Below are 24834 nucleotides of genomic sequence, written 5' to 3'. Positions count from 1 at the left end.
ACAACCATCATGAAACGAAAGGCAGTTACCGCAGCGGCAGCCGTGCTCCTCCTTCCCCTGTCCGCCTGCGGCGGCAGTGCCGAGGCGGGCAACGGCTCCACAGTCACCGTGACCGTCGGCTACCAGTCCAAGACCATCAACACCGTAACCGCGGGCACCTTGCTGCGTTCCCTCGGCTCCTTCGAGAAGCAGCTCAACTCCCTGCACGACGGCCACACCTACAAGGTCGACTGGCAGGACTACGCCACCGGCGCCCCGATCACCGCCCAGATGACTGCCGGCAAGATCGACATCGGCTCGATGGGTGACTTCCCGCTGCTGCTCAACGCCGCCCGAGGCAAGCAGCTCGGCCGCCCCACCCAGCTGGTCTCGGTGACCGGCTACAACCTGCGCGGCGGCCTCAACACCGTCGTCACCGCGCCCGATTCGCAACTCACCAGCCTGAAGGACCTGGAGGGCAAGAAGATCTCCACGAGCGTCGGCTCCGCCGCCGACGGCACCCTCGTCCGGGCCCTGCAGCGCGCCGGCATCGACCCCGACAAGGGCATCTCCAAACTCAACCAGCAGCCTGCCGTGGGCGCTTCGGCGCTCTCCGCCGGCAGTGTGGACGCCCTGTCGCAGTTCGTCGCCTGGCCGGGCCTGCTCGCCTACCAGGGCAAGGCGAAGGCCCTGTACGACGGCGCCCAGCTGAACCTCCCCACCTTCCACGGCGTCACCGCACGCGAGGACTTCGCCAAGCAGTACCCGGCCGTCCTGGAGGCCTTCCTCAAGGCCCAGGAGGAGGCAACGGACTACCTCAACACTCGCCCCGTCGCCGCGGCGGAGAAGGTCGCCGAGGCCACAGGCCTTCCCGCCGAGGTCGTCTACCTCTACAACGGCGCCCACGGCATCGCCACCTTCGACCCCGCCGTCAAGCCCCAACTCGTCTCCGCGCTGAAGCAGGACGTGGCCGTGCTGAAGGCCGCCAAGCTGACCGGCGACATCGACGTGGCCTCTTTCGTCGACGACCAGTACGTCAAGAAGGCCCTCGGCTCCGCGTACACCCAGCAGCTCAACGCATCACCCGCGCCGGCCGCGAGCGAGGTGTGGCCCAAGGGCAGCGAGGAGACCATCTCCTTCAAGTCCGCGAAGGAGTTGCTGGCGTACCTGGCCGGGCACCGCAACGGCACCCGCGCCGCCTACGTGCCGGACGCCACCACCGGCACCCTGTGGTTCGCCAACAAGGCGGTCTGGGTGGCCGACGGCAACCAGTTGCTCCCCTTCGTCACCCCTGCGACCGCGCAGGCCTACGTCACCGCCCACGACGGCGCCCGTACCGTGTCGTACCGCGATGCTCTGGAGCAGGCCTCATGACCCGGCGGCCCCTGGCCCGGTATGCGCTGCGGACGGCCTCCCTGGCCGCTTTCCTCGGCCTGTGGCAGTTGCTGACAAGTCTGGACGTCGACCTGTGGCTGCGTTTCTCGCAGTTCCCGACGGTCACCGACGTGGCCCGCGCTTTCGCTGGCCGGCTCTCCGGCAGCGACTACTGGACCGACCTCACCGACAGCCTCACCCGGATCCTCACCGGCTTCGTGCTCGCCGCCGTCCTGGGCGTGGCGACCGGTGTACTCGTGGCCCGCTCGCGCCTCGCCGAGGATCTGCTGGGCCCGGTCCTGGAGGTGATCCGCCCGATCCCGGCGATCGCCCTCGTCCCGGTGGCGATCCTCCTGTTCCCCTCCAACGAGCAGGGCATCGTCTTCATCACCTGCGCCGCGGCCTTCTTCCCAGTACTGGTCTCCACCCGGCACGCGGTCCGCGCGCTGACCCCTGTGTGGGAGGAGGCGGTACGCACCATGGGCGGCGGACGGCTGCGGATCCTCGCCTCGGTCGTGCTGCCCGGCGCGCTGCCCGGCATCTTCGGCGGGCTGTCGGTCGGTATCGGCGTGTCGTGGATCTGCGTGATCTCCGCCGAGATGATCTCCGGCCAGTACGGGGTCGGCTACCGCACCTGGCAGGACTACACGGTGGTGAACTACCCCGACGTCTTCGTCGGCATGGTCACGATCGGCGTCCTCGGCTGGGTCACCTCCACGGCCGTGGAACTTCTCGGCCGGCGCCTGACCCGCTGGCTGCCCCGCGCCTCGTACGTCCCCGGTGGCCGCACCCGCACGCCCGGGCGTGTCGCCGCCCCCGTTCGCGCCGACGGCGATTCCGAGCACCAGGCCCAGTCCGAGCAGCAGGGTCAGAAGGACAGCGAGGAGGCCCTTGATGAGCAACTCGTCTGAGACCGTAACCGCTCCCCTAGCCGCGCCGGCGGCGGAGACCGCACGCGGTACCCGGCTCGTCTTCCGGTCCGCCGTGCTCGGCCGCCCGGATGCGCCCGTGTTGCACGACGTCGACCTGGAGGTGGCCCCCGGCGAGATCCTCACCGTCGTGGGCCCCTCCGGCTGCGGCAAGTCCACGCTGCTGCGCACCCTCGCCGGGCTGCTGCCTCCGCTGGGCGGCGCGGCCGAGGTGGACGGCGTGCCGCTGACCGGGCCGTCGGCCGACCGTGCGCTGGTCTTCCAGGAGGACGCGCTGCTGCCCTGGCGCACCTTGCGCGCGAACGTCGAGCTGCCGCTCGCCATCAGCGGCGTACCGCGTTCCGAACGCCGTTCCCGGGCCGAGTCCTGGCTTGCTCGCGTCGGGCTCAGCGTGCAGGCAGGGCAGTTGCCGCACCGGGTGTCCGGCGGGCAGCGCCAGCGGGCCCAGTTGGCCCGCGCGCTGGCCGACAGCCCGCGCGCGGTCCTCATGGACGAGCCCTTCGGTGCCCTCGACGCCCAGACCCGTTCCGGCATGCAGGACCTGCTGGTGGAGGTGTTGCGCGGCACGGGCGCGACCGTCGTCTTCGTCACGCACGACGTGGACGAGGCCCTCTTCCTCGGCGACCGCGTGGCCCTGCTCGGCTCCGGCCGGGTGGCCGCCGTCCGCGACGTACCCGGGCCCCGCGACCGTGGGGCCGTCGACGCCCCCGCACGCGTGGCCCTGCGCCGCGACATCCTCACCTCGCTCGGCTCCTGAAAGGCACCCCGGTGACCAGCCCCGCCGCCACCCCCTCGGAGATTCCCGCCGTCGCTGACGCCGAGGAGCTGACCTGCGACGTCCTCGTGATCGGCGGCGGCACCGCCGGCACCATGGCCGCCCTGACCGCCGCCGAGCGCGGCGCGAACGTCCTGCTGCTGGAGAAGGCCCACGTCCGCCACTCCGGCGCGCTCGCCATGGGCATGGACGGTGTCAACAACGCGGTCGTCCCGGGCCGTGCCGAACCCGACGACTACGTCGCCGAGATCACTCGCGCGAACGACGGCATCGTCGACCAGTCCACCGTCCGCCAGACCGCGACCCGCGGTTTCGCGATGGTCCAGCGGCTGGAGTCGTACGGGGTCAAGTTCGAGAAGGACGAGCACGGAGAGTACGCGGTCCGCCAGGTCCATCGCTCCGGCTCGTACGTACTGCCCATGCCAGAGGGCAAGGACGTCAAAAAGGTCCTCTACCGGCAGTTGCGGCGGCGCGAGATGCGGGAGCGGATCCGGATCGAGAACCGGGTGATGCCGGTCCGGGTCCTGACCGCCGGGGGGCGGGCCATGGGTGCCGCCGGCTTCCACACCCGCACCGGCGCCTTCGTCACCGTCCGCGCGGGCGCGGTCATCCTCGCCACCGGCGCCTGCGGCCGGCTCGGCCTGCCCGCCTCCGGCTACCTCTACGGCACCTACGAGAACCCCACCAACGCCGGCGACGGGTACGCCATGGCCTACCACGCGGGCGCCGAGCTGACCGGCATCGAGTGCTTCCAGATCAACCCGCTCATCAAGGACTACAACGGCCCGGCCTGCGCCTACGTCGCCAACCCCTTCGGCGGCTACCAGGTCAACCGGCACGGCGAGCGCTTCGTCGACTCCGACTACTGGTCGGGGCAGATGATGACCGAGTTCGCCGCGGAGGTCGCCAGCGACCGCGGCCCGGTCTACCTCAAGCTCAGTCACCTCCCCGAGGAGTCCGTCTCCGCGCTGGAGTCGATCCTGCACTCCACGGAGCGGCCCACCCGGGGCACCTTCCACGCCGGCCGCGGGCACGACTACCGCACCCACGACGTCGAGATGCACATCTCCGAGATCGGCCTGTGCGGCGGCCACTCCGCCTCCGGCGTCCGCGTCGACGACCACGCCCGTACGACCGTCCCGCGCCTGTACGCCGCCGGGGACCTCGCCTGCGTCCCGCACAACTACATGATCGGCGCCTTCGTCTTCGGTGACCTCGCGGGCGCGGACGCCGCCCAGTACACGGCGTACGACGGCGAACTGCCCACGGACCAGGTCCGCGAGGCGCACGAGCTGATCTACCGCCCGCTGCGCAACCCGGACGGCCCGCCGCAGCCCCAGGTCGAGTACAAGCTGCGCCGCTTCGTGAACGACTACGTCGCACCGCCGAAGTCCGGTGCGCGGCTCTCCCTCGCCCTGGAGGCCTTCGAGCGGATGCGCGCCGACATCGCCGCCATGGGCGCCCGCACCCCGCACGAGCTGATGCGCTGCGCCGAGGTCACCTTCATCCGGGACTGCGCCGAGATGGCCGCCCGTGCCTCTCTTGCCCGCACCGAGTCCCGCTGGGGCCTCTACCACGACCGCCTCGACCACCCCGGGCGCGACGACGTCTCCTGGTTCCACCATCTCGATCTGCACAAGTCCCCCTCTGGTGCGATGGAGTTCACGGCCCGTCCCGTGGCTCCGTATCTGGTCCCGGTCGAGGAGTTCACGCCGGTCGGCGGTGCCTCCCGGCGGATCGGCGAGGTCCGTCCCGAGCACGTGGCCACGGCCGGGCCGCGTCAGGTGGCGCCGGTCGCCGCGGGACCGACGTCCGCGCGTACCGCCGCCTCCGCCGACCGGAGCGGCGCGCCGGGCACCGCCTCACCCCGGCTGCTGGAGCTGCTGAGGCTCGCCGAGATGGAACCCGAACTCGGCCTGGTCGAGCCGTACTTGACCGATCCGGATGCCGCCGTCCGCCGTACGGCCGTCTCGGTCCTCACCGAGACCGTGCCGCCCGGCACCGGACAGGCCCTGGCCGGAGCCCTGTCCGATCCCGACACCGACGTCCGCGCGACCGCCGCTGCCTCGCTGCGCGAACTGGTCGAGACCCTGCCGCCCGAAGCAGCCCTGGGCAGCGCGCTCACCGGTGCCCTCGCCACGGCCGACCCTGTGGTCCGTGCCGCCGCCCTCGATGTGCTGCGCGCCCTGCGGCTCGGCGAGGCCGGGGTGTTCGCGGCGGCGCTGGACGACCCCGACATCGCCGTCCGTACCGAGGCCGTACGGGCGCTCGTCTCCGTCGACGCGGTCCGGCCGCTGGCGGGCGCCGCGGACGATCCCTCCCGGGAGGTCCGGGTCACCGTGGCCAAGGCTCTGGCCTCTGTCGGCTCGGCGTCCCTGACCGAAGCCGATCGCGAGCTGCTCACCGCCACCCTGGACCGGCTCTCCGAGGACACCGATCCGCTGGTGCGCGGCGCCGCGCTCGCCGCGCTCGCCGGCACCGGCTGCCCGGCCCCGCTCGCCGCCCGCTCCGTCGCCGCACTGTCCGACCCGGCGTGGCAGGTCCGCTCCGGTGCCGCCACCGCGCTGTCGGCCGCGGCCGCGGAGACCGCCGTACCCGCCTTGGCCAAGGCGCTGGCCGACCCGAACGCCGACGTGCGCAAGGCGGCGGTGCTGGCCCTGACCCGGCACCGGGCCACGGAGGAGGCCAGCGCGGCCCTTGCCACCGCCACGGCCGACTCGGACGCGGACGTCAGGGCTTACGCCGCGCGAGGACTGTGACACCCCCGGCATCGCCTCGGACCGGCTCGCGGAAGCCAGTCGTCCACGTCCAGTCGGCTATATCCAGTCGTCGGGCCCCGGCTCCTCGTCCGGCTCCGGCCAGTCGGCGTCCTGTGCGCCACCGGCAGCCGGAGCCGACCCGTCCAGGGAGGCCAGCACCGCCAGCACGCCCTCGCCGTACGTCGCCAGCTTCTTCTCGCCCACACCGCTCACCGTGCCGAGCTCACGCACCGAAGCGGGGCGACGGCTGACGATCTCCCGCAGCGTGGCGTCGTGGAAGATGACGTACGCCGGTACACCCTGTTCACGGGCCTGTTCGGCTCGCCAGGCGCGCAGTGCCTCGAAGGCGGGCAGCAGTTCGCCGGGCAGCTCGGCCGCGGCGGCCTTGGCCTTGCGGTCGCCACCGGAGGCGCCGGTCGAGCGCGAGCGGGAGGTGGCCGGCTTCTTCGGCTCCTTGCGCAGCGGCACCTCCCGCTCGCTCCGCAGTACGGTGCCGCTCGCCTCGGTGAGCACCAGAGTGCCGTACTCCCCCTCCACCGCGAGCAGTCCCTGCGCCAGCAGCTGCCGGACGACGCCCCGCCACTCGGTTTCGGTGAGGTCGGTTCCGATGCCGAAGACGGACAGCTGGTCGTGGTCGAACTGGATGACCTTGCCGGTGCGCTTGCCGAGCAGGATGTCGACGATCTGTACTGCGCCGAACTTCTGCCCGCGCTCGCGCTGCAGGCGTACCACCGTCGACAGCACCTTCTGCGCGGCGACCGTGCCGTCCCAGGTCTTCGGCGGGGTGAGGCAGGTGTCGCAGTTGCCGCAGCCCGCCGCGTCGGGGTCCTGGCCGAAGTAGGCGAGCAGCTGGCCACGGCGGCACTGGGCCGTCTCGCACAGCGCGAGCATGGCGTCGAGGTGAGCGGCGGCCCGGCGGCGGAACGCCTCGTCGGCCTCGCCTGACTGGATCAGCTTGCGCTGCTGTATGACGTCGTTCAGGCCGTATGCCATCCAGGCCGTGGACGGTATCCCGTCGCGGCCCGCGCGACCGGTCTCCTGGTAGTAGCCCTCGATCGACTTCGGCAGGTCGAGGTGGGCGACGAACCGTACGTCCGGCTTGTCGATGCCCATGCCGAAGGCGATGGTCGCCACCACGACCAGGCCCTCCTCGCGCAGGAACCGTGACTGGTGCGCGGCGCGCATGCCCGCGTCCAGGCCCGCGTGATAGGGCACCGCCTCGATGCCGTTGGCGGTCAGGAACTCGGCCGTCCGCTCCACCGAGTTCCGGGAGAGGCAGTAGACGATCCCCGCGTCGCCCGCGTGCTCCTCCCTGAGGAACGCGAGCAGCTGCTTCCTGGGGTCGGCCTTGGGCACGATCCGGTACTGGATGTTGGGCCGGTCGAAGCTGGCGACGAAGTGGCGGGCCGTCGGCAGGTTCAGCCGTTGGGTGATCTCCTCGTGCGTGGCGCGGGTGGCCGTGGCGGTGAGGGCGATCCGCGGGACGTCCGGCCAGCGCTCACCGAGGAGGGACAGGGCGAGGTAGTCGGGGCGGAAGTCGTGGCCCCACTGGGACACGCAGTGCGCCTCGTCGATCGCGAAGACGGAGATCTTGCCGCGCGAGAGCAGGTCGAGGGATGTGTCCAGCCGCAGCCGCTCGGGCGCCAGATACAGCAGGTCCAGCTCGCCGGCCAGGAACTCGGCCTCGACGACGCGCCGCTCGTCGAAGTCCTGCGTGGAGTTGATGAAGCCGGCCCGCACGCCAAGGGCGCGCAGGGCGTCCACCTGGTCCTGCATCAGGGCGATCAGCGGGGAGATCACCACGCCTGTACCGGGTCTGACCAGGGCCGGGATCTGATAGCAGAGCGACTTGCCGCCGCCGGTCGGCATGAGGACGACGGCGTCTCCGCCCGCCACCACATGCTCGATGATCGCTCCCTGCTCGCCCCGGAAGGCCTCGTATCCGAAGACCCGGTGCAGCGTGGCCAGCGCCTCGCTGTCGGCCGCACCCGGCCCCTCGGTCACCTGTGGCATCTCGCTGATCCCGCCCGTCACGCCCATCGTCCTGTCCCCCGCCGGTCCCCCGTGTGTCGTCTCTCGACCGCTGCATCCACGATAGGGGCCCGGACCGACAGCCACGGACTTATCCACAGGCTCCCCGAGCCATCGCACGTCAAGGACACGATGGTCGTTCACAGGTTCGCAGGAGACCTGCCCGTTTCCCGCCAATAGTCTGAAGGCACCGGTGAGACTCCGTCCCATGGGAGCACCGATGAGCGTCGCACCGAAGGCGTCCGCGTCCAGCTGGCCGATGCCGCCGGAGGGCGGCTGGACCGCCGACGACCTGGACCGGCTTCCGAATCTTCCTCCGCACACGGAATTGATCGACGGGAGCCTGGTCTTCGCGAGTCCGCGGACCATCTTTCACGAGCGCACTATCGACTTCTTCAAGTGGCAGCTCCAGTCACTGGCACCTGAGGAGCTCGAGGTGTTCCGTGAGTTCACCATCGACCTGGACGATCAAAACCGGCCCGAGCCGGGCGTGGTCGTTGTGCGCGCGGACGTGGTGGAGGACCCATACCAGACCCGCCTCCCGGCGGAATCGGTCGTCCTGGCCATCGAGGCCGCCTCCGAGGACTCCGTCTCCCGAGACCGCGAGGCCAAGCCCATCATGTACGCCCGAGCCAAGATCCCCCAATACTGGCGGGTCGAGAACGAGAAGGGCCGGGCCGCTGTACATGTGTTCGAGCTGGAGCCGACGACCGGCGCCTACACCAGTACGGGCATCTTCCGCGAGCGGATGAAGCTGGACGTGCCGTTCCCGGTTGATCTCGATCTCGCCCAGATCAAGACGCGCCGCGACAGGAATCAGTGACTCCGGAGACATGCCACTGCCCGACACCCTCGTGAAGGAGGGTGCCGGGCAGCGGCATGTCCGAGCGGAGCGTCAGCGCACGAACACTCCCGCCTGGCTGGCCAGGTTCAGGAAGTACTGCGGGGCCACGCCGAGGACCAGGGTCACCGCCACGCCCATGGCGATCGCCGCCATGGTCAGCGGGGACGGTACGGCCACGGTGGGGCCCTCCGGCGTCGGCTCACTGAAGAACATCAGCACGATCACTCGGATGTAGAAGAACGCGGCGATCGCCGAGGAGATCACACCGACCACGACCAGCGGGGCCGCACCGCCGTCCGCCGCCGCCTTGAACACGGCGAACTTCCCGGCGAAACCGGAGGTCAGCGGGATGCCGGCGAAGGCCAGGAGGAATACGGCGAAGACCGCGGCCACCAGTGGGGAGCGGCGGCCGAGACCCGCCCACTTCGACAGGTGGGTCGCCTCGCCGCCCGCGTCGCGGACCAGCGTGACCACGGCGAAGGCGCCGATCGTCACGAAGGAGTAGCCGGCCAGGTAGAAGAGGACCGACGAGACGCCGTCCTTCGACGTGGCGATGACACCCGCGAGGATGAATCCGGCGTGCGCGATGGACGAGTATGCCAGCAGCCGTTTGATGTCGGTCTGCGTGATCGCGACGATCGCACCGCCGAGCATGGTGATGATCGCCACCGCCCACATGACCGGCCGCCAGTCCCAGCGCATGCCCGGCAGGACCACGTACAGCAGGCGCAGCAGCGCGCCGAACGCGGCCACCTTCGTCGCGGCCGCCATGAAGCCGGTCACGGGCGTCGGCGCGCCCTGGTAGACGTCCGGCGTCCACATGTGGAACGGGACCGCGCCCACCTTGAACAGCAGGCCCATCACGATCAGGGCGCTGCCGAGGAGCAGCAGTGCGTCGTTGCCCATGGTGTTGGCCAGCGCAGGGTCGACGTTGGTGACCGTGCCGTCGACGACCTGGGCCATGCGCGCGTACGACACCGAGCCCGCGTAGCCGTACAGCAGGGCGATGCCGAACAGGGTGAAGGCGGAGGCGAAGGCGCCGAGCAGGAAGTACTTGACCGCGGCTTCCTGCGACATCAGCCGCTTGCGGCGGGCCAGCGCGCACATCAGGTACAGCGGCAGGGAGAAGACCTCCAGGGCCACGAACAGCGTCAGCAGGTCGTTGGCCGAGGGGAACACCAGCATGCCGGCGATCGCGAAGAGGAGGAGCGGGAAGACCTCGGTGGTGGTGAAGCCGGCCTTCACCGCGGCCTTCTCGCTGTCGCTGCCCGGTACCGAGGCGGCCTGCGCGGCGAAGGAGTCGACGCGGTTGCCGTGCGCGGCCGGGTCCAGGCGCCGCTCGGCGAAGGTGAACAGGGCGACCAGACCGGCCAGCAGGATCGTGCCCTGAAGGAACAGGGACGGCCCGTCGACCGCGATCGCGCCCATCGCCGCGATGTGCGCCTTCGTGGTGCCGTAGCCGTCGGCCGCGAGCGCGACCACCGCGGCGAACGCGGCGCACAGGGCCACGACAGACACGAACACCTGTGCGTAGTAACGGGACTTGCGCGGGAGGAACGCCTCGATCAGCACGCCGACCAGTGCCGCACCGGCGACGATCAGCGTCGGCGACAATTGTCCGTATTCGATCTTCGGTGCCGGGATCTTCGAGATCGGGTCGGCCGCGGTTGTCCACAGGCTGTGGACGGCTGTTGTGCTCATTTGGCCGCCTCCACCGAGGGCTTGGGGTCGGTCTTGTGTACGTCGGACATCGTCTGCTTGACCGCCGGGTTGACGATGTCCGTGACGGGCTTCGGGTAGACGCCCAGGAAGATCAGCAGCACGATCAGCGGGGCGACGACCACGAGTTCACGCGCGCGTAGGTCGGGCATCGCCGAGACCTCGGGCTTCACCGGGCCCGTCATCGTCCGCTGGTACAGGACGAGGGTGTAGAGCGCGGCGAGGACGATGCCGAAGGCGGCGATGACGCCGATCACCGGATAGCGCGCGAACGTGCCGACCAGGACCAGGAACTCGCTCACGAACGGGGCGAGTCCGGGCAGCGAGAGGGTGGCGAGGCCGCCGATCAGGAAAGTGCCGGCGAGCACCGGGGCGACCTTCTGCACGCCTCCGTAGTCGGCGATGAGCCGCGAGCCGCGCCGGGAGATCAGGAAGCCGGCGACCAGCATCAGCGCGGCCGTGGAGATGCCGTGGTTGACCATGTAGAGCGTGGCGCCGGACTGGCCCTGGCTGGTCATCGCGAAGATGCCCATGATGATGAAGCCGAAGTGCGAGATCGACGCGTACGCCACCAGGCGCTTGATGTCCCGCTGGCCGACGGCGAGCAGTGCGCCGTAGACGATGCTGATCAGGGACAGCACGAGGATGACGGGCGTCGCCCACTTGCTGGCCTCCGGGAACAGCTGGAGGCAGAAGCGGAGCATCGCGAACGTGCCCACCTTGTCGACGACCGCGGTGATGAGGACGGCGACCGGGGCGGTGGACTCCTGCATGGCGTTGGGCAGCCAGGTGTGCAGCGGCCACAGTGGCGCCTTGACCGCGAAGGCGAAGAAGAAGCCGAGGAACAGCCAGCGTTCGGTGCTCGTCGCCATGTGCAGCGAGCCGTTGGCACGAGCCTGTGCGATCTCCTGGAGGCTGAAGTTTCCGGCCACTACGTAGAGGCCGATCACCGCGGCCAGCATGATCAGGCCACCGACCAGGTTGTAGAGCAGGAACTTCACGGCCGCGTACGACCGCTGCGTCGAGGCCGCCTTCTCGCCCTGCGCGTGGGCGCGGTCTCCGAAGCCGCCGATGAGGAAGTACATCGGGATGAGCATGGCTTCGAAGAAGATGTAGAAGACGAAGACGTCGGTGGCCTCGAAGGAGATGAGCACCATCGCCTCGACGGCGAGGATCAGCGCGAAGAAGCCCTGGGTGGGCCGCCAGCGCCGGCTGCCGGTCTCCAGCGGGTCGGCGTCGTGCCAGCCGGCGAGGATGATGAACGGGATCAGTACGGCGGTCAGCGCGATCAGTGCCACCGCGATGCCGTCGACGCCCACCTCGTACCGCACCCCGAAGTCCTTGATCCAGGCGTGGGATTCGGTGAGCTGGTAGCGGGCGCCGTTCGGATCGAAGCGGACCAGGACGGTGCTCGCCAGGGCGAGCGTGGCGAGCGAGACGAGCAGTGCCAGCCACTTGGCGGCGGTGCGCCACGCGGCCGGTACGGCGGCCGTGGCGACGGCCCCTACGGCCGGGAGGGCCGCCGTCGCTGTCAGCAGAGGAAAGGACATCGGTATCAGACCGCCCTCATCAGCAGGGTCGCGGCGACCAGGAGGGCCGCACCGCCGAACATCGAGACCGCGTAGGAGCGGGCGAAGCCGTTCTGGAGGCGGCGCAACCGCCCGGACAGGCCGCCGAAGCCGGCCGCCGTGCCGTTGACGACACCGTCGACCAGGGTGTGGTCGACGTACACCAGGGAGCGCGTCAGGTGCTCGCCGCCGCGTACCAGGACCACATGGTTGAAGTCGTCCTGGAGCAGGTCGCGGCGGGCCGCGCGGGTGAGCAGCGAGCCGCGCGGGGCGACGACAGGGACAGGCTTGCGGCCGTACTGCGCCCAGGCGATGCCTACGCCGATGACGAGGCACACCATGGTCGCGCCGGTGACCGTCCAGGCGCTGACCGGGGAGTGGCCCTCGCTGTGTCCGGTGACCGGCTCCAGCCAGTGCAGGAAGCGGTCGCCGATGCTGAAGAGGCCACCGGCGAGGACCGATCCGACGGCCAGCACGATCATCGGGATCGTCATGACCTTCGGGGACTCGTGCGGGTGCGGCTCGTTGCCGTTCTCGTCCGGCTGCCAGCGCTTCTCTCCGAAGAACGTCATCAGCATCACGCGCGTCATGTAGAAGGCGGTGATGGCCGCGCCGAGCAGGGCCGCGCCGCCGAGGATCCACCCCTCGGTGCCGCCCTTGGCGAAGGCCGCCTCGATGATCTTGTCCTTGGAGAAGAAGCCGGACAGGCCCGGGAAGCCGATGATGGCGAGGTAGCCGAGGCCGAAGGTGATGAAGGTGACCGGCATGTACTGCCGCAAGCCGCCGTACTTGCGCATGTCGACCTCGTCGTTCATGCCGTGCATGACGGAGCCCGCGCCGAGGAACAGCCCGGCCTTGAAGAAGCCGTGTGTCACCAGGTGCATGATCGCGAAGACGTAGCCGATCGGGCCGAGGCCCGCGGCCAGCACCATGTAGCCGATCTGCGACATGGTCGAGCCGGCCAGTGCCTTCTTGATGTCGTCCTTCGCGCAACCGACGATCGCACCGAAGAGGAGCGTGACCGCGCCGACGACGGTGACGGCGAGCTGGGCGTCCGGGGCCGCGTTGAAGATGGCTCCCGAGCGGACGATGAGGTACACGCCCGCGGTCACCATCGTCGCCGCGTGGATCAGGGCCGAGACCGGGGTCGGACCCTCCATGGCGTCACCGAGCCAGGACTGCAGCGGCACCTGGGCGGACTTGCCGCAGGCGGCGAGCAGCAGCATCAGGCCGATGGCGGTGAGCTTGCCCTCGGATGCCTGGGTGGCGTGGCTGAGGACCGGGCCGAAGGCGAAGCTGCCGAACGTCGTGAACATCAGCATGATCGCGATCGACAGACCCATGTCGCCGACGCGGTTGACCAGGAAGGCCTTCTTCGCGGCCGTCGCGGCGCTGGGCTTGTGCTGCCAGAAGCCGATCAGCAGGTACGAGGCGAGGCCGACGCCCTCCCAGCCGACGTACAGCAGCAGGTAGTTGTCGGCGAGGACGAGCAGGAGCATCGCCGCGAGGAACAGGTTCAGGTAGCCGAAGAAGCGGCGGCGCCGCTCGTCGTGCTCCATGTAGCCGACCGAGTACAGGTGGATCAGTGAGCCGACGCCCGTGATGAGCAGGACGAACGTCATCGACAGCTGGTCCAGGCGGAGGGTGGCGTCCGCCTGGAAGCCGGCCACCGGGACCCAGCTGAACAAATGCTTGATGAGGGTGCGGTGTTCTGCGCTCTTGCCGAGCAGGTCGGCGAAGAGGATCAGGCCGAACACGAAGGAGGCGGCCGACAGGAGCGTGCCGATCCAGTGGCCGACGCGGTCGAGGCGCCGGCCGCCGACCAGGAGGACGGCCGCTCCGAGCAGGGGCGCCGCGATGAGCGGCGCGATCAGGTTCTCCACGATTCTTCCGACCCCTTACAGCTTCATCAGGCTGGCGTCGTCGACCGAGGCCGAGTGGCGGGTACGGAACAGCGACACGATGATCGCGAGGCCCACCACGACCTCCGCGGCGGCGACGACCATCGTGAAGAAGGCGATGATCTGGCCGTCGAGGTTGCCGTGCAGCCGGGAGAAGGTGACGAACGCGAGGTTGCAGGCGTTCAGCATCAGCTCGATGCACATGAAGACCACGATGGCGTTGCGCCGGATCAGCACGCCGGTCGCGCCGATCGTGAACAACAGGGCGGCGAGGTAGAGGTAGTTGACCGGGTTCACTTCGACGCCTCCTCGGGCCGCTTGAACGTCGCCGGTTCGATCTCCGTGCGCTCCAGGCGTTCCTCCGCTCGCTGCTCCAGTGCGCGCAGGTCGCCCAGCGCCTCGGCGGACACGTCACGGATCTGGCCGCGCTCGCGCAGCGTCTTGCTGACGGTCAGCTCGGACGGGGTGCCGTCGGGGAGCAGGCCCGCGATGTCCACGGCGTTGTGCCGGGCATAGACACCGGGGGCGGGCAGCGGCGGGACGTGCGTGCCTTCGCGGACGCGCTGTTCGGCCAGCTCGCGCTGGGTCTTGGCGCGCTCGGTGCGCTCGCGGTGGGTGAGCACCATGGCGCCGACGGCGGCTGTGATCAGCAGGGCGCCGGTGATTTCGAAGGCGAAGACGTACTTGGTGAAGATGAGGGAGGCGAGGCCTCCCACGTTGCCGTTCGCGTTCGCCTGGCCGGTGCCGTTGAACTCCTTCAGGGACGCGTTGCCGATGCCCGTGAGGAGCAGGACGCCGAAGCCGACTCCGCACAGAAGAGCCAGCCAGCGCTGGCCCTTGATGGTCTCCTTCAAGGAGTCCGCTGCCGTGACGCCGACGAGCATCACCACGAACAGGAACAGCATCATGATCGCGCCGGTGTAGACGACGATCTGCACGATGCCCAGGAAGTAGGCGCCGTTGGCGAGGTAGAACACCGCCAGGACGATCATGGTGCCGGCGAGGCAGAGCGCACTGTGCACGGCCTTCTTCATGAAGACGGTGCACAGGGCGCCGAGCACCGCGATGGTGCCGAGCACCCAGAACTGGAAGGCCTCACCGGTGGAGGTCGCGTAGGCGGCGAGCTGCGGGCTCATGCTTCCACCTCCTGGTCCTCGGGCGTCTCTCCTTTGGAGACGGCGACCTGGCGGACCGTGCCGGGCGCGGCCTGTGTCACCAGGCCCCGGTAGTAGTCCTGTTCGTCGGTCCCCGGGAAGATCGAGTGGGGTGTGTCGACCATGCCCTCTTCGAGCCCGGCGAGGAGCTGTTCCTTGGTGTAGATGAGGTTGGCGCGGCTGGAGTCGGCCAGCTCGAACTCGTTGGTCATCGTCAGCGCGCGCGTGGGGCACGCCTCGATGCACAGGCCGCACAGGATGCAGCGGGCGTAGTTGATCTGGTAGACGCGGCCATAGCGCTCGCCCGGCGAGTAGCGTTCCTCGTCGGTGTTGTCGGCGCCTTCCACATAGATGGCGTCGGCGGGGCACGCCCAGGCGCACAGCTCGCAGCCGACGCACTTCTCCAGGCCGTCCGGATGGCGGTTGAGCTGATGCCGTCCGTGGAACCGCGGAGCCGTGGTCTTCTTCTGCTCCGGGTACTGCTCGGTCAGCCGCTTCTTGAACATGGCCTTGAAGGTCACGCCGAAGCCGGCCACGGGGTTCTGGAAACCGGGTTTGGTCTCCTTGGGCTCCTCAGCCATCGGACGCCTCCTTTCCATCCGAAGATCCGTCACTGACAGTGTCCGACCCACCACTGACAATCAGCTCCCGCTCGCGGCGCGGGCGGCGCCTCGGCACCGGCGGCAGTTCCTGTCCAGGCAGCGGCGGTACCGGGAACCCGCCCGCCAGCGGGTCGAATCCGGCCTGCTCGGCGTCGGGCCGCTCGGCCCTCCCGGCCTTCTCGCGGAACATGTCGGCGACGAAGGAGATCAGCAGCAGGGCGAGGACTCCGCCGCCGACGTAGAGGGCGATGTCGGCGAAGTCGTAGTGCTCGTTGCGCAGGGCCCGTACGGTCGCCACCAGCATCAGCCACGTCACGGAGACCGGGATGAGGACCTTCCAGCCGAGCTTCATCAGCTGGTCGTAGCGGACCCGCGGGAGCGTGCCGCGCAGCCAGATGAAGAAGAACAGCAGCAACTGGACCTTGATCACGAACCAGAGCAGTGGCCACCAGCCGTGGTTCGCGCCCTCCCAGAAGGAGCTGATCGGCCAGGGGGCGCGCCAGCCTCCGAGGAACAGGGTGGTCGACACGGCTGAGACCGTCACCATGTTCACGTACTCGGCGAGCATGAACATCGCGAACTTGATGGACGAGTACTCGGTGTTGAAGCCGCCGACCAGGTCGCCCTCGGACTCCGGCATGTCGAAGGGGGCGCGGTTGGTCTCGCCGACCATCGTGACGATGTAGAGGATGAAGGAGACCGGCAGCAGCAGGATGAACCAGCGGTCGTGCTGCTGCTCCACGATCGTGGACGTCGACATCGACCCCGAGTACAGGAACACGGAGGCGAACGCGGCGCCCATGGCGATCTCGTAGGAGATCATCTGTGCGCAGGAGCGCAGGCCGCCGAGGAGCGGGTAGGTGGATCCAGAACTCCAACCCGCGAGGACGATGCCGTAGATGCCGACGGAGGCGACCGCGAGGATGTAGAGCATCGCGATCGGCAGGTCGGTGAGCTGCATCGTGGTGCGGTGGCCGAAGATCGAGATCTCGTTGCCGGCCGGGCCGAAGGGGATCACCGCGATCGCCATGAAGGCCGGGATGGCCGCGACGATCGGCGCGAGGACGTAGACCACCTTGTCCGCGCGTTTGACGATGACGTCTTCCTTGAGCATCAGCTTCACGCCGTCGGCCAGCGACTGGAGCATGCCCCAGGGGCCGTGCCGGTTGGGGCCGATGCGCAGCTGCATCCAGGCGACGACCTTGCGCTCCCAGACGATGGAGAACAGCACGGTCACCATCAGGAAGGCGAAGCAGAACACGGCCTTGATGACGACCAGCCACCAGGGGTCGCGGCCGAACATCGAGAGGTCTTCAGCTGCGAGGTACGGGCTCATGCCTCCACCTCCTTGGGGGCCTGTTCGGCGGGTGCCGCCGGGCCGATACGGACGAGTGAGCCGGGCCGGGCCCCGGTGTCGGAGGCGACCCCCGCGCCGACGGAGTTCAGCGGGAGCCAGACCACCCGGTCGGGCATCTCGGTGATCCGCAGCGGGAGTTCGACAGTGCCGGTGGAGCCGGTGACGGCGAGGGCGTCGCCGTCCTTCACGCCCGCCTCGGCGGCGGTCGCCGCCGACACGCGCGCGTGGGCGGCGTGCCGGGTGCCGGCGAGCGCCTCGTCGCCCTCCTGGAGGACGCCCTGGTCCAGGAGCAGCCGGTGCCCGGCGAGCACGGCCTCGCCGACGGCCGGGCGGGGCAGCACGCCGGCGGACTCCTGGGGTCCGGTGGCGCGCGGGCCGGTCCAGGAGCCGAGCCGGTCGATCTCCGCGCGCGTGGTGCGCAGATCCGGCAGGCCCAGGTGGACGTCCATGGCGTCGGCCAGCATCTGCAGCACGCGCGCGTCCGTCGGTGCCAGGCGGCGGGTCATCTGGTCGGGCTTGAGCGCGGCGTCGAAGAACCGCACTCGGCCTTCCCAGTTGAGGAACGTGCCCGCCTTCTCGGCGACCGCGGCGACCGGGAGGACGACGTCGGCGTGCTCGGTGACCTCGCTGGGCCGCAGTTCCAGCGACACCAGGAAGCCGACGTCGTCGAGTGCTTCACGCGCGCGTGCCGGGTCGGGCAGGTCGGCGAGCTCGACGCCGGCGACGACGAGTGCCGACAGTTCGCCGGTGGCGGCAGCCTCGACGATGTGGTGGGTGTCGCGGCCGTAGCGCAGCGGGAGTTCGGCGAGCCCCCAGGCGGCGGCGACCTCCTCCCGCGCGCGCGGGTCGGTCGCCGGGCGGCCGCCCGGCAGCAGCGACGGCAGCGCGCCCGCCTCGACGGCGCCACGCTCGCCGGCCCGGCGCGGGATCCACACCAACTGGGCGCCGGTCGCGGTGGCGGCGCGTACGGCGGCGGTGAGGCCGCCGGAGATGGAGGCGAGGCGCTCGCCGACGACGATGACCGCGCCCTCGGTGCGCAGGGCCTCCGCGGCCCGGCTGCCGAGCTCCTCCAGGCCGCCGCCGCTCCCGAGGGCGTCCAGCCACTCGGTCTCGGTGCCCGGCGCGGCCGGCAGCAGGGTGCCGCCCGCCTTCTCAAGGCCCCGGGTCGCGTGCGTGGCCAGCGCGAACACCTGCTGCTTGTGCTTGCGCCAGGCCTTGCGCAGCCTGAGGAAGACGCCGGGTGCCTCCTCCTCCGACTCGAAGCCGACCAGCAGGACGGCGGGCGCCTTCTCCAGGGAGGTGTACGTGACGCCCGTACCGTCGAGGTCACGGCCGCGGCCGGCCACCCGGGACGCCAGGAAGTCGGCTTCCTCGCCGCTGTGTACGCGCGCGCGGAAGTCGATGTCGTTCGTGTCGAGCGCCACGCGCGCGAACTTGCTGTACGCGTAGGCGTCCTCGACGGTCAGCCGGCCACCGATCAGGACACCGGCCCGGGAGCGTGCCGCGCTCAGTCCGCGCGCGGCCGCCTCCAGCGCCTCCGGCCAGGACGCGGGCTCCAGGACACCGTCGGCGTTGCGGACGAGCGGGGTGTCGAGGCGGTCCTTGAGCTGTGCGTACCGGAACGCGAAGCGTCCCTTGTCGCAGATCCACTCCTCGTTGACCTCGGGGTCGTTGGCGGCCAGCCGCCGCATGACCTTGCCGCGCCGGTGGTCGGTGCGGGTTGCGCAGCCGCCTGAGCAGTGCTCGCAGACCGACGGTGAGGAGACCAGGTCGAAGGGCCGGGAGCGGAAGCGGTAGGCCGCCGAGGTCAGCGCGCCGACCGGGCAGATCTGGATGGTGTTGCCGGAGAAGTACGACTCGAACGGGTCGCCCTCGCCGGTGCCGACCTGCTGGAGCGCGCCGCGTTCGAGGAGCTCGATCATCGGGTCGCCCGCGATCTGGTTGGAGAACCGGGTGCAGCGGGCGCACAGCACGCACCGCTCGCGATCCAGCAGCACCTGGGTGGAGATCGGTACGGGCTTTTCGTAGGTGCGCTTCTTGCCGTCGAAGCGGGAGTCGGCGTTGCCGTGCGACATGGCCTGGTTCTGCAGCGGGCACTCGCCGCCCTTGTCGCAGACCGGGCAGTCCAGGGGGTGGTTGATGAGCAGCAGCTCCATCACGCCGTGCTGGGCCTTCTCGGCCACCGGCGAGGTGAGCTGGGTCTTCACCACCATGCCGTCGGTGCAGGTGATGGTGCAGGACGCCATCGGCTTGCGCTGGCCCTCGACCTCGACGATGCACTGCCGGCAGGCGCCGGCGGGGTCGAGCAGGGGGTGGTCGCAGAACCGGGGGATCTCGATGCCGAGCTGCTCGGCGGCCCGGATGACCAGGGTGCCCTTGGGCACGCTGATCTCGATGCCGTCGATCGTCAGCGAGACGAGGTCCTCCGGCGGGACCGCCGCCGTTCCCCCTCCGGTGGGGGAACTCGTGGTCACGGTCATGCGTTCACCTCCGGGCGGTCCGCCCAGGCCGTCGACTTGGCCGGGTCGAAGGGGCAGCCCCGGCCCGTGATGTGCTGCTCGTACTCCGCGCGGAAGTACTTCAGCGAGGAGAAGATCGGGGACGCGGCGCCGTCGCCGAGGGCGCAGAAGGACTTGCCGTTGATGTTGTCGGCGATGTCGGCGAGCTTGCCGAGGTCGGACATGGTCCCCTTGCCGGCCTCGATGTCCCGCAGCAACTGCACGAGCCAGTACGTGCCTTCGCGGCAGGGCGTGCACTTGCCACAGGACTCGTGGGCGTAGAACTCGGTCCAGCGGGTCACTGCCCGCACCACGCAGGTCGTCTCGTCGAAGCACTGCAGGGCTTTCGTGCCGAGCATGGAACCCGCGGCGCCCACTCCTTCGTAATCAAGAGGGACGTCGAGGTGCTCGTCGGTGAACATCGGCGTCGAGGAGCCGCCGGGGGTCCAGAACTTCAGGCGGTGGCCCGGCCGCATGCCGCCGCTCATCTCGAGGAGCTGGCGGAGCGTGATGCCGAGCGGCGCCTCGTACTGGCCGGGGCTCGCCACGTGGCCGCTGAGCGAGTAGAGCGTGAAGCCCGGGGACTTCTCGCTGCCCATCGACCTGAACCATTCTTTCCCGTTTTGCAGGATGGCGGGAACCGACGCGATGGATTCGACGTTATTCACCACAGTCGGACAGGCGTAGAGGCCTTCCACCGCAGGGAAGGGGGGACGGAGCCGCGGTTGACCACGGCGGCCTTCGAGCGAGTCGAGCAGTGCGGTCTCCTCACCGCAGATGTACGCGCCGGCGCCCGCGTGCACGGTGAGGTGGAGGTCGAGGCCGCTGCCCAGGACGTTCTCGCCGAGGTAGCCCGCCGCGTAGGCCTCGCGCACGGCCTCGTGCAACCGCCGCAGAACGGGGACGACTTCACCACGCAGATAGATGAAGGCATGCGACGACCTGATGGCATAGCACGCGATCACGATGCCCTCGATGAGGCTATGCGGGTTCGCGAAGAGGAGCGGGATGTCCTTGCACGTCCCGGGCTCCGACTCGTCGGCGTTGACAACTAGATAGTGCGGTTTCCCATCTCCCTGCGGAATGAACTGCCACTTCATTCCGGTCGGGAATCCCGCGCCGCCGCGGCCGCGCAGCCCGGAGTCCTTGACGTACGCGATCACGTCGTCCGGTGACATGGCGAGCGCCTTGCGGAGCCCCTCGTACCCCTCGTGCCTCCGGTAGACGTCCAGAGTCCAGGACCGGTCCTCGTCCCAGAAGGCCGACAGCACGGGTGCGAGAAGCTTCTCGGGGCTCGTGTCCTTGAGTTCGGCTGCCACGGTCATCACTCCCCCTCCTCTTCGGCCTCGCCCGCGGACGGCGCATCCTGGGGTTCCTGTGCACGCGGATGGACCACGCGCGCGGGTGCGGCCTCTCCCCTTGCCAGGCGAAGGCCCACCAGCGACGCGGGTCCCGCACCGCCGCTCTCCTCGACGGCCCCTGGCCGCTCGTCGGGGAAGCCGGCCAGGATCCGCGCGGTCTCCTTGAACGTGCACAGCCGCGCCCCGCGCGTGGGGTGCACGGGCCGTCCCTCGCGCAGATCGTCGACCAGGCGCTTGGCGCTGCCCGGCGTCTGGTTGTCGAAGAACTCCCAGTTGACCATCACGACCGGCGCGTAGTCGCAGGCCGCGTTGCACTCGATGTGCTCCAGGGTGACCTTGCCGTCGTCGGTGGTCTCGCCGTTGCCGACGCCCAGGTGTTCCTGGAGGGTCTCGAAGATCGCGTCTCCGCCCATCACCGCGCACAGGGTGTTGGTGCACACACCGACCTGGTAGTCACCGGACGGCCCCCGCCGGTACATGGTGTAGAAGGTGGCTACGGCCGTGACCTCGGCCGTGGTCAGGTCCAGCATGTCCGCGCAGAACCGCATTCCGGTGCGCGTGACATGGCCCTCCTCCGACTGCACGAGGTGGAGCAGTGGGAGCAGGGCGGACCGGGAGTCCGGGTAGCGCGCGATGATCTCGCGTGCGTCCGCCTCCAGGCGGGCCCGGACATCGTCCGGGTACGCGGGCGCGGGCAGTTCGGGCATACCCAGGCTGACGCCCCGCTCCGAAGAAGAGGTGGTCACCGGTCGACGCCTCCCATCACGGGGTCGATGGACGCGACGGCGACGATGACGTCGGCGACCTGGCCGCCTTCGCACATCGCCGCCATGGCCTGCAGGTTGGTGAAGGACGGGTCACGGAAGTGGACCCGATAGGGGCGGGTGCCGCCGTCGGAGACGGCGTGCACGCCTAGCTCACCCTTGGGGGACTCGACGGCCGCGTACGCCTGTCCCGGCGGGACGCGGAAGCCCTCGGTGACGAGTTTGAAGTGATGGATCAGGGCCTCCATGGAGGTGCCCATGATCTTCTTGATGTGGTCGAGGGAGTTGCCGAGTCCGTCCGGTCCCAGGGCGAGCTGGGCGGGCCAGGCGATCTTCTTGTCGGCGACCATGACCGGCCCCGGCTGGAGCCGGTCCAGGCACTGCTCGACGATCCTGAGCGACTGGCGCATCTCCTCCAGCCGGACCAGGAAGCGGCCGTAGGCGTCGCAGCTGTCGGCGACCGGGATCTCGAAGTCGTACGTCTCGTAGTCGCAGTACGGCTGGGCCTTGCGCAGGTCGTGCGGCAGGCCGGTGGAGCGCAGGATCGGGCCGGTGGCGCCGAGGGCCATGCAGCCGGCCAGGTCGAGGTAGCCGATGTCCTGCATGCGGGCCTTGAAGATGGGATTCCCGGTGGCGAGCTTGTCGTACTCGGGGAGGTTCTTCTTCATCTTCTTCACGAACTCGCGGATCTGGTCCACCGCGCCGGGCGGCAGGTCCTGGGCGAGTCCGCCGGGGCGGATGTACGCGTGGTTCATCCTGAGGCCCGTGATGAGCTCGTAGAGGTCGAGAATCATTTCACGATCACGGAAGCCGTAGATCATGATCGTGGTGGCGCCCAGTTCCATGCCGCCGGTGGCGATGCACACCAGATGGGAGGACATCCGGTTCAGCTCCATCAGGAGTACCCGGATGATCTTGGCGCGTTCGGTGATCTCGTCCTCGATGCCGAGGAGTTTCTCGACGGCGAGACAGTAGGCGGTCTCGTTGAAGAAGGACGTCAGGTAGTCCATGCGCGTGACGAAGGTGGTGCCCTGCGTCCACGTGCGGAACTCGAGGTTCTTCTCGATGCCGGTGTGCAGATAGCCGATGCCGCAGCGGGCCTCGGTGACGGTCTCGCCCTCGATCTCCAGGATCAGGCGGAGCACTCCGTGGGTGGAGGGGTGCTGGGGACCCATGTTGACGACGATGCGTTCGTCGTCGGCGCGGGTCGCGGACTGGACGACCTCGTCCCAGTCGCCACCGGTCACCGTGTACACGGTGCCTTCGGTGGTCTCGCGCGCCGAGGCGGCCGACGCGTCGGATGCTGACTGCGTGCTCACGAGTACGACCTCCGCTGGTCCGGAGCCGGGATCTGGGCGCCCTTGTACTCGACGGGGATGCCGCCGAGGGGGTAGTCCTTGCGCTGCGGATGGCCCTGCCAGTCGTCCGGCATCATGATCCGCGTCAGCGCCGGGTGACCGTCGAAGACGATCCCGAAGAAGTCGTAGGTCTCGCGCTCGTGCCAGTCGTTCGTCGGGTACACCGGGACGAGCGACGGGATGTGCGGGTCGGCGTCGGGGGCGCTGACCTCGATGCGGATCAGCCGGTTGTGGGTGATCGAGCGCAGGTGATAGACGGCGTGCAGCTCGCGGCCCTTGTCGTGCGGGTAGTGGACGCCGCTGACGCCGGTGCACAGTTCGAAGCGCAGGGCCGGGTCGTCGCGCAGGGTGCGGGCGACGCGGACCAGGTGTTCGCGTTCGATGTGGAAGGTGATCTCGTCGCGGTCGACGACCGTCTTCTCGACGGCGTTGTCCGGGACGAGTCCCTGTTCCTCCAGGGCGCCTTCCAGTTCGTCGGCGACCTCGTCGAACCAGCCGCCGTAGGGGCGGGTCGCCGGTCCCGGGAGTCGGACCGAGCGGACCAGGCCGTCGTAGCCGGAGGTGTCGCCGCCGTTGGCAGCACCGAACATGCCGCGCTGGACGCGGATCTCCTCGCCGCCCTGGCCGCGCTGGCCGGGGAGGTTGGAGGCGGAGAGGTCCTTCTCGGGGTTCACCCCGTTCGCGGACCCGTTCACGCCGCCTGCGCCGTTGCCGTTCGCGTCGCTCATCGCAGCAGCCCCTTCATCTCGATCGTGGGCAGGGCCTTGAGCGCGGCCTCCTCCGCCTCGCGGGCGGCCTCCTCGGCGTTGACGCCGAGTTTGGAGGTCTGGATCTTGTGGTGGAGCTTGAGGATCGCGTCCATCAGCATCTCGGGGCGGGGCGGACAGCCCGGGAGGTAGATGTCGACCGGGACGATGTGGTCGACGCCCTGGACGATCGCGTAGTTGTTGAACATGCCGCCCGAGGAGGCGCAGACGCCCATGGAGATCACCCATTTCGGGTTGGGCATCTGGTCGTAGACCTGCCTCAGGACCGGCGCCATCTTCTGGCTGACCCGGCCGGCGACGATCATCAGGTCCGCCTGGCGCGGCGAGCCGCGGAAGACCTCCATGCCGAAGCGCGCCAGGTCGTAGCGGCCGGCGCCGGTGGTCATCATCTCGATGGCGCAGCAGGCGAGGCCGAAGGTGGCGGGGAAGACGGACGCCTTGCGCACCCAGCCCGCGGCCTGCTCGACGGTGGTCAGCAGGAAGCCGCTCGGCAGCTTTTCTTCGAGTCCCATGTCTAAAGGCCCCTCAGTCCCATTCCAGGCCGCCGCGCCGCCATACGTACGCGTACGCGACGAAGACGGTGAGCACGAAGAGCAGCATCTCCACGAGCCCGAAAATCCCCAGGGCGTCGAAGGTGACGGCCCAGGGATAGAGGAAGACGATCTCGATGTCGAAGACGATGAAGAGCATCGCCGTCAGGTAGTACTTGATGGGGAAGCGCCCGCCGCCGGCCGGCGTGGGGGTCGGCTCGATACCGCACTCGTAGGCCTCGAGCTTGGCGCGGTTGTACCGCTTCGGACCGATCAGCGTGGCCATGACCACGGAGAAGATCGCAAAGCCTGCCCCGAGGGCTCCCAGTACGAGGATGGGCGCATACGCGTTCACCGCTCCTCGCTCCTCTCAGTCGGCGCTGACTGCTGGCGGTTGCACTGGTGCACCGGACTCACATCCGCCTCACCGGTCCCACAAGCCCCGCTCGTCCGGGCGAAGATCGAGAACATGTGAAGCAGGTCACAAGCCCAGCTGCCACGCATCTTATGCCCGTCACTCTGTGATCTGCGACACGGCGTATTCCACAAGCTTTGTGATCTCCA

The 24834-nt window shown here is 69.5% G+C and carries 20 protein-coding genes; 5 read left to right on the top strand and 15 right to left on the bottom strand.

The features are described 5' to 3' along the window. Positions 1 to 9 precede the first annotated feature (9 nt). The 4 genes from AV521_RS33180 to AV521_RS33165 are packed head-to-tail and all read left to right on the top strand — an operon-like array spanning position 10 to position 5816. Positions 10 to 1353 (top strand): ABC transporter substrate-binding protein, encoded by a 1344-nt coding sequence (locus AV521_RS33180; protein WP_076093725.1) that lies wholly within the window; start codon positions 10 to 12, stop codon positions 1351 to 1353. After that, complete coding sequence (locus AV521_RS33175) at positions 1350 to 2264, top strand: ABC transporter permease (protein WP_256725770.1); 915 nt, start codon at positions 1350 to 1352, stop codon at positions 2262 to 2264. The genes AV521_RS33180 and AV521_RS33175 overlap by 4 nt, the downstream gene beginning before the upstream one ends. Next, positions 2248 to 3039, top strand: a complete 792-nt coding sequence (locus AV521_RS33170) for an ABC transporter ATP-binding protein (RefSeq protein WP_076093723.1) — start codon at positions 2248 to 2250, stop codon at positions 3037 to 3039. The genes AV521_RS33175 and AV521_RS33170 overlap by 17 nt, the downstream gene beginning before the upstream one ends. Positions 3040 to 3050: 11 nt before the next feature. Next, complete coding sequence (locus AV521_RS33165; protein ID WP_076093721.1) at positions 3051 to 5816, top strand: fumarate reductase/succinate dehydrogenase flavoprotein subunit; 2766 nt, start codon at positions 3051 to 3053, stop codon at positions 5814 to 5816. Positions 5817 to 5873: 57 nt separating this feature from the next. On the opposite strand, the gene recQ is transcribed toward AV521_RS33165, so the two are convergent. Then, positions 5874 to 7856, bottom strand: coding sequence for a DNA helicase RecQ (recQ, locus tag AV521_RS33160; protein ID WP_179023567.1), 1983 nt, complete (start codon positions 7854 to 7856; stop codon positions 5874 to 5876). 211 nt (positions 7857 to 8067) lie between these two features. On the opposite strand from recQ, the gene AV521_RS33155 reads away from it, so the two are divergent. Then, positions 8068 to 8670, top strand: a complete 603-nt coding sequence (locus AV521_RS33155; RefSeq protein ID WP_076093719.1) for a Uma2 family endonuclease — start codon at positions 8068 to 8070, stop codon at positions 8668 to 8670. Positions 8671 to 8742: 72 nt separating this feature from the next. On the opposite strand, the gene nuoN is transcribed toward AV521_RS33155, so the two are convergent. Genes nuoN through AV521_RS33085 form a run of 14 tightly spaced genes read right to left on the bottom strand, consistent with a single transcriptional unit; the run spans position 8743 to position 24625 of the window. Further along, entirely contained in the window at positions 8743 to 10392 is a 1650-nt protein-coding gene (gene nuoN, locus AV521_RS33150; protein WP_076093717.1) for an NADH-quinone oxidoreductase subunit NuoN, read from the bottom strand. Beyond that, positions 10389 to 11960, bottom strand: coding sequence for an NADH-quinone oxidoreductase subunit M (locus AV521_RS33145; protein ID WP_076093716.1), 1572 nt, complete (start codon positions 11958 to 11960; stop codon positions 10389 to 10391). The genes nuoN and AV521_RS33145 overlap by 4 nt, the downstream gene beginning before the upstream one ends. Positions 11961 to 11965: 5 nt before the next feature. Then, a complete protein-coding gene (gene nuoL / locus AV521_RS33140) occupies positions 11966 to 13861 on the bottom strand; it encodes an NADH-quinone oxidoreductase subunit L (RefSeq protein WP_076093714.1) in 1896 nt (631 codons plus the stop codon). Positions 13862 to 13876: 15 nt separating this feature from the next. Continuing rightward, a complete protein-coding gene (gene nuoK / locus AV521_RS33135) occupies positions 13877 to 14176 on the bottom strand; it encodes an NADH-quinone oxidoreductase subunit NuoK (RefSeq protein ID WP_076093711.1) in 300 nt (99 codons plus the stop codon). After that, positions 14173 to 15015, bottom strand: coding sequence for an NADH-quinone oxidoreductase subunit J (locus tag AV521_RS33130; protein WP_076093710.1), 843 nt, complete (start codon positions 15013 to 15015; stop codon positions 14173 to 14175). The genes nuoK and AV521_RS33130 overlap by 4 nt, the downstream gene beginning before the upstream one ends. Next, the gene (gene nuoI / locus AV521_RS33125) at positions 15012 to 15614 is read right to left on the bottom strand and encodes an NADH-quinone oxidoreductase subunit NuoI (RefSeq protein ID WP_076093708.1); all 603 of its coding nucleotides are present in this window, start codon (positions 15612 to 15614) and stop codon (positions 15012 to 15014) included. Before nuoI ends, AV521_RS33130 begins: the two co-directional genes overlap by 4 nt. Further along, the gene (nuoH, locus tag AV521_RS33120) at positions 15607 to 16971 is read right to left on the bottom strand and encodes an NADH-quinone oxidoreductase subunit NuoH (protein WP_076093706.1); all 1365 of its coding nucleotides are present in this window, start codon (positions 16969 to 16971) and stop codon (positions 15607 to 15609) included. The genes nuoI and nuoH overlap by 8 nt, the downstream gene beginning before the upstream one ends. Beyond that, complete coding sequence (locus tag AV521_RS33115; RefSeq protein ID WP_076093704.1) at positions 16968 to 19472, bottom strand: NADH-quinone oxidoreductase subunit G; 2505 nt, start codon at positions 19470 to 19472, stop codon at positions 16968 to 16970. Before AV521_RS33115 ends, nuoH begins: the two co-directional genes overlap by 4 nt. Further along, the gene (gene nuoF / locus AV521_RS33110; RefSeq protein ID WP_179023565.1) at positions 19469 to 20818 is read right to left on the bottom strand and encodes an NADH-quinone oxidoreductase subunit NuoF; all 1350 of its coding nucleotides are present in this window, start codon (positions 20816 to 20818) and stop codon (positions 19469 to 19471) included. The genes AV521_RS33115 and nuoF overlap by 4 nt, the downstream gene beginning before the upstream one ends. Further along, positions 20815 to 21597: an NADH-quinone oxidoreductase subunit NuoE gene (gene nuoE, locus AV521_RS33105; RefSeq protein WP_076093699.1), complete on the bottom strand. Its 783-nt coding sequence runs from the start codon at positions 21595 to 21597 to the stop codon at positions 20815 to 20817. The genes nuoF and nuoE overlap by 4 nt, the downstream gene beginning before the upstream one ends. Further along, on the bottom strand, positions 21594 to 22934 hold the full coding sequence (locus AV521_RS33100) for an NADH-quinone oxidoreductase subunit D (protein ID WP_076093697.1): 1341 nt from the start codon (positions 22932 to 22934) through the stop codon (positions 21594 to 21596). Before AV521_RS33100 ends, nuoE begins: the two co-directional genes overlap by 4 nt. Then, entirely contained in the window at positions 22931 to 23701 is a 771-nt protein-coding gene (locus tag AV521_RS33095) for an NADH-quinone oxidoreductase subunit C (protein WP_076093695.1), read from the bottom strand. The genes AV521_RS33100 and AV521_RS33095 overlap by 4 nt, the downstream gene beginning before the upstream one ends. Continuing rightward, positions 23698 to 24252: an NADH-quinone oxidoreductase subunit B family protein gene (locus AV521_RS33090; protein WP_023547484.1), complete on the bottom strand. Its 555-nt coding sequence runs from the start codon at positions 24250 to 24252 to the stop codon at positions 23698 to 23700. The genes AV521_RS33095 and AV521_RS33090 overlap by 4 nt, the downstream gene beginning before the upstream one ends. 13 nt (positions 24253 to 24265) lie before the next feature. Further along, a complete protein-coding gene (locus AV521_RS33085) occupies positions 24266 to 24625 on the bottom strand; it encodes an NADH-quinone oxidoreductase subunit A (RefSeq protein WP_003992243.1) in 360 nt (119 codons plus the stop codon). Positions 24626 to 24834: the final 209 nt, after the last annotated feature.

Source organism: Streptomyces sp. IMTB 2501 (assembly GCF_001953885.1).
Taxonomy (GTDB): domain Bacteria; phylum Actinomycetota; class Actinomycetes; order Streptomycetales; family Streptomycetaceae; genus Streptomyces.
This window is presented reverse-complemented; position numbering and strand designations above follow the sequence as displayed.